General features: G+C 67.0%; 11 protein-coding genes. 4 read left to right on the top strand and 7 right to left on the bottom strand.

All coding sequences use genetic code 11. The features are described from left to right. Positions 1–126 (top strand): alpha/beta fold hydrolase (locus AC2VOU_RS06320; RefSeq protein WP_486956601.1); only part of this gene is annotated, 126 nt, incomplete at its 5' end. On the opposite strand, the gene marP is transcribed toward AC2VOU_RS06320, so the two are convergent. From marP to nth, 4 genes are read right to left on the bottom strand one after another with little or no spacing between them, the layout of a single operon-like run. After that, on the bottom strand, positions 119–1,309 hold the full coding sequence (gene marP, locus AC2VOU_RS06315; protein WP_486956598.1) for an acid resistance serine protease MarP: 1,191 nt from the start codon (positions 1,307–1,309) through the stop codon (positions 119–121). The genes AC2VOU_RS06320 and marP overlap by 8 nt on opposite strands. Next, positions 1,306–2,109, bottom strand: coding sequence for an NUDIX hydrolase (locus AC2VOU_RS06310; RefSeq protein WP_486956597.1), 804 nt, complete (start codon positions 2,107–2,109; stop codon positions 1,306–1,308). The genes marP and AC2VOU_RS06310 overlap by 4 nt, the downstream gene beginning before the upstream one ends. Further along, on the bottom strand, positions 2,106–2,765 hold the full coding sequence (locus AC2VOU_RS06305) for a TlpA family protein disulfide reductase (RefSeq protein WP_486956596.1): 660 nt from the start codon (positions 2,763–2,765) through the stop codon (positions 2,106–2,108). The genes AC2VOU_RS06310 and AC2VOU_RS06305 overlap by 4 nt, the downstream gene beginning before the upstream one ends. Then, positions 2,759–3,565, bottom strand: a complete 807-nt coding sequence (gene nth, locus AC2VOU_RS06300; RefSeq protein WP_486956600.1) for an endonuclease III — start codon at positions 3,563–3,565, stop codon at positions 2,759–2,761. The genes AC2VOU_RS06305 and nth overlap by 7 nt, the downstream gene beginning before the upstream one ends. A gap of 106 nt (positions 3,566–3,671) precedes the next feature. On the opposite strand from nth, the gene AC2VOU_RS06295 reads away from it, so the two are divergent. After that, a complete protein-coding gene (locus AC2VOU_RS06295) occupies positions 3,672–4,013 on the top strand; it encodes a hypothetical protein (RefSeq protein ID WP_486956599.1) in 342 nt (113 codons plus the stop codon). Positions 4,014–4,103: 90 nt separating this feature from the next. After that, positions 4,104–4,778 (top strand): cAMP-activated global transcriptional regulator CRP, encoded by a 675-nt coding sequence (gene crp / locus AC2VOU_RS06290; protein ID WP_085200145.1) that lies wholly within the window; start codon positions 4,104–4,106, stop codon positions 4,776–4,778. Between the two features lie 75 nt (positions 4,779–4,853). On the opposite strand, the gene AC2VOU_RS06285 is transcribed toward crp, so the two are convergent. Genes AC2VOU_RS06285 through sp36 form a run of 3 tightly spaced genes read right to left on the bottom strand, consistent with a single transcriptional unit; the run spans position 4,854 to position 6,256 of the window. Next, positions 4,854–5,636, bottom strand: coding sequence for an MBL fold metallo-hydrolase (locus tag AC2VOU_RS06285; RefSeq protein WP_486956595.1), 783 nt, complete (start codon positions 5,634–5,636; stop codon positions 4,854–4,856). 6 nt (positions 5,637–5,642) lie between these two features. Further along, complete coding sequence (locus AC2VOU_RS06280) at positions 5,643–6,098, bottom strand: RidA family protein (RefSeq protein ID WP_486956594.1); 456 nt, start codon at positions 6,096–6,098, stop codon at positions 5,643–5,645. Beyond that, positions 6,095–6,256: a Sp36 family protein gene (gene sp36, locus AC2VOU_RS06275; protein ID WP_293004278.1), complete on the bottom strand. Its 162-nt coding sequence runs from the start codon at positions 6,254–6,256 to the stop codon at positions 6,095–6,097. Before sp36 ends, AC2VOU_RS06280 begins: the two co-directional genes overlap by 4 nt. 50 nt (positions 6,257–6,306) lie before the next feature. Between sp36 and AC2VOU_RS06270 the strand changes: the two genes are divergently transcribed. Then, positions 6,307–6,758 (top strand): ArsA-related P-loop ATPase (locus AC2VOU_RS06270; protein ID WP_486956593.1); only part of this gene is annotated, 452 nt, incomplete at its 3' end.

Genomic DNA, 6,758 nt, shown 5'->3' with positions numbered 1-6,758 from the left:
GCGCCGCACGGGCGATACGTATCAATCGCCGGCGCAGGGCATTTCAGCCACGAAGAAAACCCCGACGACGTCAACGGCCACCTGTCGCGGTTCCTCGATCGGGTTTACCGGTCTCCACTCAACTGACGCACGCCCCGGTGGACACCGGCGTGGTGTCACCGATGTGCGAAAGCTCGGGGTCCACTTCCTTGGCGGTCAATACAAAACCGGTGTCGTTGTCGTCGACCGCCGCGCCGAACACGACACCGATCACCTGACCCTCCAGGTTGATCAGCGGCCCGCCTGAATTGCCTTGTTCGACATCGGCTCTGACGGTGTAAACCTCACGGTTGATGGTCGCTGTGCGGTAGATGTCGGGCCCGTTGAGTTCGATGAGTTCGCGGATCCTGGCCGGCGTCGCGATGAATCCACCGCCGCCCGGGTAGCCCATCACGATGGCCTCGGTACCCGATGTCACCGGGGCGTTGGCGAACGCCAGCGGCCCGGCCGGCAGATGGGGCACCGACAAGATCGCGATGTCGACGGTCGGGTCGTAAAACACGACGGACGCATCGTAGGGATTGCCACTGGCCTCCACCGTGACGGTGCTCGAGCCGGCGACAACGTGCGCATTGGTCATCACGCGATCCGGTGAGAGCACAAACCCGCTGCCCTCCAGTACTTTCGAGCAACTCGGTGCAACTGCCCGAACCTTGACCACACTCGGTTCGGTTTTGGCGACGACCGGACTCTTGGCCAGCACCGAGTTCGGGGCGGCGACCGCGACGACCGGTGTGCGGCTGAACGGTTCGAGCACCTGCGGCAGACCCGACGTGTCCAGCAGCGCAGCCAACCGCTTGGGCACCGCCTTCAGCCATTCCGGCGCATAGTGGTTGACTTCGCCCAAAACCCGCGAACCCCGCACTGCCGCAGCCAAACTGGGCTGTCCTGCCGATGACGTCAACGGAGTTGCCAGCATCCACGCCGCCACCAGCACCACGACCAACTGCACCGCCACACCGATCAAGGAGTCGACGAATCGTATCGACTTGCTGTGGATCGCGCCGCGGACCGCGCGGCCCAACACCACACCGGCGACCTCACCGACCACCACCAGCCCCAGGATCAGGAACATCGCGGCGAACAGCTTCGCCCGCGGCGCGGCGACGTGCGCGACCAGGTGCGGGGCCAGCAGCACACCGGCGATCGCGCCCAGTAACACACCGACGAAAGACAGCAGCGAGCCGAGCGCACCCGAACGCCAGCCCGAGGTCGCCGCGATGAACGCGACTGCCAGCACCGCGATGTCCAACCACTGTGAGGAGCTCATCGCCCATCTTCCTCGTCGCCGACCAATGCCGTCGCTTCGTCCAGTTCGCGAACATCGCTGGCATCCCAGGGCTGTGCCCAACCAGCGACATCCAACATCGCGGAGATCACCTGGCCGGTAAAACCCCAGACCAGCATCTCGTTCAACAGAAATGCCGGGCCGGCGAAGCGGCGGCTGAAGGTGCGGCGGTACACCATCAGCCGATTGGCGGGATTGATGAAGGCCCGGATCGGGACTCGCGCCACGATTGCGGTTTCCGCTCGATCCACGACGGCCACCGGCCCCGGATTCGGCGAGTACGCCAGTACGGGGACGACGTGGAAACCCGACGGCGCAATGAACGTTCGCTCCATCGTGACCAGTGGATGCAGTCGGCTGATGTCTAGACCGGTCTCCTCGCGCGCCTCGCGCAGCGCGGTGGCCACCGGCCCGTCGTCACCGGGATCGGCCGCGCCACCGGGAAAGGCGGCCTGACCGCCGTGGTGGCGCAACGACGCCGCCCGAACAGTCAGCAGCAGATCGGCATCGCCGGGCAGGGAATCAGGTGCGGCGCCGGGCGCGGCTGCCGACGGGCCGGAGAACAGCACCAGCACCGCCGCCTCGCGTCCTCTGTTGCCCGCCAGCGTTTTGGACGCGGACACCATCGCGAGAACATCGGCGGGCAGCCGCCGCCGGTAGGCGTCGGGTATGTCGGCGACGTTGTCGACCAGCGGCCGCAACCAGGGTGGGCCGAGTTCGGGCGTCAGCAGATCTGCCCCAGCCGCGTGATCAAGGCGTTGGGATGTGCCGCCTCCGGTCACCGGCGCCCCCTTCGCGCATCCAGCCGCCCGACTGCATCCATGATCTCGTCCGCAGTCGCGAAAGCGCGGGGCAGCGTTTTTACAACGCTACCGTCTGAGTCCAACACGACGGTCGCGGGCATCACGTTGGGAACCCGCAAGGCCGACGCCACCCGACGGTCACCGTCTTGCAGCGTCGGCAGCCGGACGCCAAGTTCGGCCAGCCGCAGCAGGGCCGCGAGCTCGTTCTCGTCCTGGTGGACGGTCACCACCGTCACCGCGGGGCCGACCCGTCGTTGATACTCCGCCATCGCCGGGAGTTCGGCCGTGCACGGGGCGCACCAGTACGCCCAGAAGTTCAGCACGACACGGTGCCCGGCCAGCGCGGGGCCGACGTCGACGATCGAGCCGTCACCGGCGCATTCGACCATCACGTCACGCAGCGTCGCCGAGCCGGGCTGCCCGTCCGGGCGCGGACACGGCGCGAGGTCGGCGCGCCGGCGCGGCCCGGCCAGGGCGGCGGGGGTGTCGGCGGCGCGGTGGTCGCGGACGGACCCGGCCACCGGGTTGGTCGAGGGATGCGACCCATCACGCAGAGCGATCCCGAAGGCGACGAGCAACGCCGCGACCATCAGCAGGATCGCGAGGGTCCAGCGGGCGTTGCGGTTGGTCAACATCGGAAATCTGACAGCCCGGCCATCGCCAGTAGGTGTTCGGTCTCCGGGCCGGTCACCAGCGCGGCGGCGATCTCCGGCTCGGTGGGCCCCGTGCCGTAGGACGGGCAGTCCTTGGCCACCACGCAGACGCCGCAGGCCGGTTTGCGGGCATGGCACACCCGGCGACCGTGAAAGATCACCCGGTGGCTGAGCAGCGTCCAGTCCCTGCGCTCGATCAGCTCGCCGATCGCGTGCTCGACCTTCACCGGATCCACCGCGGTGGTCCAGCCCCACCGCCGGACCAGCCGACCGAAATGGGTATCGACGGTAATTCCGGGCACGTCGAACGCATTGCCGAGAATCACGTTGGCCGTCTTACGACCCACACCGGGCAGCGTCACCAACTGATCCATGGTGTTGGGGAGTTCGCCGTCGAAGCGCTCCACCAATGCTTGACCGAGACCAATCAACGACGTCGCTTTGTTGCGGTAAAAGCCGGTCGGTCGAATGAGCCTTTCGAGCTCCTCGCGGTCCGCCTGCGCATAGTCCACCGCGGTGCGGTAACGCTGGAACAACGCCGGGGTAGTCAGATTTACCCGCTTGTCCGTGCTCTGCGCCGACAGGATCGTCGCTACCGCCAGCTCGAGCGGCGTGGTGAAATCCAGCTCGCAGTGCGCGTCCGGAAATGCTTCTGCCAGTGTGCGGTTCGTTCGCCGAGCGCGACGCACCAGGCCGGTCCGGGTCTCCGATGCAAAGCGACGGGCAGCGACGGCCGAAGGGCCGGCCGATCCTTTGGTGGCGGCCCGAGAAGGCTTGCCCATTGTCACCTCGACGACAGTAGGAAATTCGTGATCCCGCTGAGACCTTAGCCGTGTTTACTGACTGCTTGTGTCCTGGTTGCTGGTTGCATTCACCCCGGGGTTGCTGATGCTGGCGACTTTCGGGCTTGAACGGCTTGAAGCGGGCTTGGGAAAAGAGACCGTCTGCGCAACTGACGTCGCCGAATTTCTCGAGCAAGCCAAGCCGATAGATGTGCGCACATTGGCCCGGGACGGAATGCCCGAGGCGCTAGACCGTCTGCACCGCCGGACGGTCAGCTACCCCGGCGAGGGGTCCTACCTGCCCAGCCGCGACGAGTGGCCGACCGATCAGATACTGCTGGCCGCCGTGGCGCCGGCCGCCAATCAAGCCGGCTCCGCGGGACGCCGGCATCAGCATTCAGGATCGAATCGGCAATTTGCGCCGCGTCACCATGCCAATCGTGTGTAGCGTTGGCACGTCGAGTCAAAGGCTCGCCTTTTAGACTCAGCATGCACAGCAGTGCCTACCGGAGTTCTTCTGAATAGCTAAAGGGGCAACGTGGACGAGATCCTGGCGAGGGCCGGAATCTTCCAGGGGGTCGAACCGAGCGCCGTCGCCGCGCTGACCAAACAGCTGCAACCCGTCGACTTCCCGCGTGGACACACAGTTTTCGCGGAGGGCGAGCCGGGTGATCGGCTCTACATCATCATTGCCGGCAAGGTGAAGATCGGCCGCCGTTCGCCGGATGGTCGGGAGAACCTGCTGACCATCATGGGTCCGTCCGACATGTTCGGTGAGTTGTCGATCTTCGACCCGGGGCCACGGACCTCGAGTGCCACCACCATCACCGAGGTGCGCGCGGTGTCGATGGACCGCGACGCGTTGCGGGCCTGGATCGCCGATCGGCCCGAGATCGCCGAGCAGCTGCTGCGGGTACTGGCCCGTCGGCTGCGCCGCACCAATAACAACCTCGCCGACCTCATCTTCACCGACGTTCCCGGCCGGGTCGCCAAGCAGCTGCTGCAGCTCGCTCAGCGATTCGGCACCCAAGAGGGCGGCGCGATGCGGGTGACGCACGACCTGACCCAGGAAGAGATCGCTCAGCTGGTCGGCGCGTCGCGGGAGACCGTGAACAAGGCGCTGGCCGACTTTGCCCACCGCGGCTGGATTCGCTTGGAGGGCAAAAGCGTGCTGATCTCGGACTCCGAGCGGCTGGCCAGGCGCGCGCGCTAGCCGTTTTGCGTCGAAGTCGACGTTAGCGACAACGTCACTCGACCTTTCGCGCGCTGGCGTCGATCTCGGCGCGCGCTAACGCCGCAGGTAGTCCAGTTGGGCCTGCACCGACCATTCGGCCACATCCCACAGCTCTTCATCGACGTCGGTGTAGACGTGCTCGACGACCTGACGTGTGGTGGCGTCGGCGCCGAGTTCACCCAATGCCGAGCGGATCTGCTCGAGCCGTTGCCGGCGGTGGGCGAGATATTCGTCGGCGACCGTTTCGATGTCGGGCAGTTCGGGCCCATGTCCGGGCAGCACCGCCCGCCGGCCGAGTCCCCGTAGACGCTGCAGCGAATCCAGGTACTGGGCCAGGCTGCCGTCGTCGTTGTCGATCACGGTCGTCCCGCGCCCCAGCACGGTGTCGGCGGTCAGCACGGCGTCGTCGAGTACGAAGCACAGCGAGTCGGCGGTGTGGCCCGGTGTCGCCCACACCGTGATCCGCAGTCCCGCGGCGTCGATCACCTCGCCATCGGTGAGCTCGGCGGACATGCCGCGCAGAAATCCGCTGCCGGCCGAGCGGACCGGCGCACCGGTCGCCTCGACCAGCTTGTCGATCGCGTCGGTGTGATCGCCGTGCCGGTGGCTGATCAACACCAGAGCGATGCGGCCGACGCCGGCGACCGCGGCGACGTGCGCGTCGTCATCGGGTCCGGGATCGACGACGACGACCTCGTCGCTGCCGGGGGCCCGCAGCACCCAGGTGTTGGTGCCCTCCAGCGTCATCGTGCCGGGGTTGTCGGCCAGCAACGCCGAGGCCGTGCCGGTCACCGGACGCAGTCGTCCGTAGGCGGGATGCTCGAGGGCGCCGGTCACCTGCCGTTACCCGACCTCGACCACCAGTTCGATCTCGACCGGCGCGTCCAGCGGCAGTTCGGCCACGCCGACCGCCGAGCGGGCGTGCACCCCGGCATCGCCGAAGATGCCGGCCAGTAGATCCGACGCGCCGTTGACCACGCCGGGCTGGGCGTTGAATCCGGCTGCGGAAGCGACGAATCCGACCACCTTGACCACCCTGGTCACCGAGTCGACGCCGACCAGCGCGTCGATGGCCGCCACGGCGTTCAGCGCGCAAATCCGGGCGAGTTCATTGCCCAGCTCGGGCGTGACGTCGGCGCCGACCTTGCCCGACCGGACAAGCTTGCCGTCCTGCATCGGCAGCTGGCCGGAGGTGTAGACCAGATTGCCGGTGCGCACGGCGGGGACATAAGAACCGAGGGGCGCCACGACGACCGGCAACTCGAGACCGAGCTCTGCGAGCCGGGCCGTGGCGGTCATTTCGGACGTTTCAGATACGCGACGTGCTGCTCGCCGGTCGGGCCCTGGAGCACGGAGACCAGCTCCCAGCCGTCGGCGCCCCACTGGTCGAGGATCTGCTTGGTGGCGTGGGTCAGCAGCGGGACCGTTGCGTACTCCCAGGTTGTGGGTTGGCTCATATCGCGAGCTTATCGGCAGCGCCATACGCCTCGGTGGTTAGCATGCTGGGGTGGCGACCACATCGAGCGAGGGCAGCACCGTCGGCTGGCCTTCGCGATTGTCGAAGGCCCGTCTGCACTTCGTGACCGGCAAAGGCGGCACCGGCAAATCGACGGTTGCCGCAGCGCTGGCACTGACTCTCGCTTCCGGTGGTCGCAAGGTGTTGCTCGTGGAAGTCGAAGGACGTCAAGGCATTGCGCAACTCTTCGATGTTCCGCCGCTGCCGTACAAGGAGCTCAAGATCGCCAGCGCTGAGCGCGGCGGTCAGGTGAACGCGCTGGCGATCGACATCGAGGCCGCGTTTCTGGAATACCTCGAGATGTTCTACAACCTGGGCCTCGCCGGCAAGGCGATGCGACGGATCGGCGCGATCGAGTTCGCCACGACGATCGCACCGGGGCTGCGCGACGTCCTGCTCACCGGCAAGATCAAGGAGGCGGTGATCCGCGTCGGCAAAGGGGC

It is taken from the genome of Mycobacterium sp. TH-M25 (genome assembly GCF_057473665.1).
The sequence above is the reverse complement of the archived record's forward strand: the minus strand, read 5'-3'. Positions and strand labels throughout refer to the sequence as shown.

Bases quoted from the DNA above. Each gene is read 5' to 3' on its own strand.
- nth (WP_486956600.1), bottom strand. From the start codon at position 3,565: ATGGGCAAGCCTTCTCGGGCCGCCACCAAAGGATCGGCCGGCCCTTCG.
- marP (WP_486956598.1), bottom strand. From the start codon at position 1,309: ATGAGCTCCTCACAGTGGTTGGACATCGCGGTGCTGGCAGTCGCGTTC.
- AC2VOU_RS06305 (WP_486956596.1), bottom strand. From the start codon at position 2,765: ATGTTGACCAACCGCAACGCCCGCTGGACCCTCGCGATCCTGCTGATG.
- AC2VOU_RS06280 (WP_486956594.1), bottom strand. From the start codon at position 6,098: ATGACCGCCACGGCCCGGCTCGCAGAGCTCGGTCTCGAGTTGCCGGTC.
- sp36 (WP_293004278.1), bottom strand. From the start codon at position 6,256: ATGAGCCAACCCACAACCTGGGAGTACGCAACGGTCCCGCTGCTGACC.
- AC2VOU_RS06295 (WP_486956599.1), top strand. From the start codon at position 3,672: ATGCTGGCGACTTTCGGGCTTGAACGGCTTGAAGCGGGCTTGGGAAAA.